This window comes from Mesotoga sp. B105.6.4, assembly GCF_002896535.1.
In the GTDB taxonomy this organism is placed as follows: Bacteria; Thermotogota; Thermotogae; order Petrotogales; family Kosmotogaceae; genus Mesotoga.
In genome coordinates this window covers 1-1,990 of the sequence record NZ_JWIM01000033.1, presented here as the reverse complement: position 1 = coordinate 1,990, position 1,990 = coordinate 1, and the positions used below count along the sequence as shown (strand labels likewise).

1 protein-coding gene is annotated in these 1,990 nt (G+C 48.2%); it reads right to left on the bottom strand.

Translation table 11 applies throughout. From position 1 onward, the window contains the following. Window positions 1-71: 71 nt before the first annotated feature. Window positions 72-1,544, bottom strand: coding sequence for a thioredoxin-like domain-containing protein (locus tag RJ60_RS07925; RefSeq protein WP_099830364.1), 1,473 nt, complete (start codon window positions 1,542-1,544; stop codon window positions 72-74). Window positions 1,545-1,990 lie beyond the last annotated feature (446 nt).

The window sequence follows — 1,990 nt, the reverse complement described above, 5'->3', positions numbered from 1 at the left end:
TCCTGCCGAAGGCAGCCTTACGTCAAATGTTTTATTCCAGCCTCACCTCCTCATACACTCTCGGAATGTTTTTAGCCAATAACTAACTCTACCAGTTCCTTCCCGTCGAAAACTCTAATCAAGTGATTATTCGTGTCGGCTATGTACAACAGCCCGTTATAGTATTTGACATCGTTTGGCTCGAAAAGACCGAGAGTAGAGCACTTTTCTCCATCCAGGGTGCAGGTTCCCTCTCCCAGATTCTTGATCATCGTCTCAACACGCCTGATTCCCAGATCGATCTTTCTTATTGCGTGATTATAGGTGTCGGCAACGTACAGAAATCTATCATTACCGTAAATACCCAGCGGGTGCTGGAACAGAGCCCTTTGAAGAATCCCGTCGATATGACCGAATGAAAAGAGTCCGCTTCCTGCAACGGTGTGCACTTTTTCCGCTTCGAGATCTACATACCTTATCCCCGAAACCTCCGAATCGGCAACGTAAAGACTCTTTCCATCCAGGTAGATTCCACTGGGCTGAGCGAAATTCGCATCCTTTAGCGACCCGTCTTCAATGTTCTCGGCTCCGCTCCCTGCAAATGAACGAATTGAGTTCTCCTTCAAATCCAGCCTCCAGATCTGATGCATTCCGGCCATAGCGATATAGAGGTACCTTCCGTCTGACTGCAGATCCCATGGGGAGTTAAGCCGCGCCTTAGATGCTTCGCCGCTGTACTGCCAGCTGAATCCCTGAAAACCGTCGCCCGAGATCGTCCTTAATTTTCTTTCTCTCAAATCGGCTTTTCTGATTGCATGGTTCTCTGTATCGGCTATGAAGAGTACACCATCTGAATAGACCATGCCCTGAGGCCTGTTTAGTCGCGCCTCTTCGAAAGTTCCGTCTGCAAAGCCGCTACTTTGGCCTCCGATCTGATCGGTAACCTTTGCTTCAAAAGGAGAGGCAAGCTCCGTCACGAGTATTCGATCGTTGTTCGAATCGCTAATAAACATCGTTCTTGAATCCCCAAAAGCAATCTTCCCGGGAAATGAAAGAGTCGAATTTCTCTTGGATACATTCGGCGTAACCGGAATCCTCTCGTTGCTTAGAATCCCTCTCCTCATACCATCCTCGAGAGCTTTGGAAATCTCATTTGAGAGGTAATCTCGCTTGCCCTCGCCCGAGGTCTTTGACAAAATCTTTCCGTCAGGTCCTATCAGGACGTAGGACGGCCACGCGCGAACCACATACCTGTCCCAAAGGTAATACTCGTTGTCGATAAGAACGGGATGTTCTATTTCATAGCGCTCGACAGCGGCTCTGATATTCCTCTCTTCACGTTCATTCTCAAACTTCGCGGAGTGGACGCCGATAACGAGAAAAGGACTGTCATTGTACTTCTCTTCCAGCCACTTGAGGTCCGGGATCACATGAATGCAGTTTATGCAGCAGTAAGTCCAGAAATCAAACAGCACGACATACCCTTTGAGATCCTCTAGAGTCAAGGGTCGCTCTACATTTATCCACCTACCGGAAGACGGAAATTCGACTGCTTTTCCATACAAATCAATCACCTCTTTCCAGCTTTGACTGAGAATCGCAATAATTGGATCACATCGAGATTCTTCCAGCCTCGAACTCACTTGAAAAGTGCATAACATGTAGGAGAAAGGTAAGCACAGCAGGCGGTGTTCTATGCATTAGATAGGATTGCGCTGTTTCATTGCTTCTTGTGAGAGTTATTCTCTTATGAGATCCGAAAACGTCTCGAGGGTTCGGACTCTCGCCCTCTCTCCTCATCTCGTGCCCTTAACCAGGAACCTGGACACGCACGATGTGTCGGAACGAAGAACCGGTATTTCTCGGTGGGGCGGAGGACCATTGACGGATTTCGGGCCTTTCAGCGAACAGATGCTCACTACGAAGCAAAGCTCTTAATCCCCGCTTGAGCGCTCAACCTGGATCTCATCTGTCTCGTGCTCTCTTATCATCTCGTGGTTTTTAATTAGGA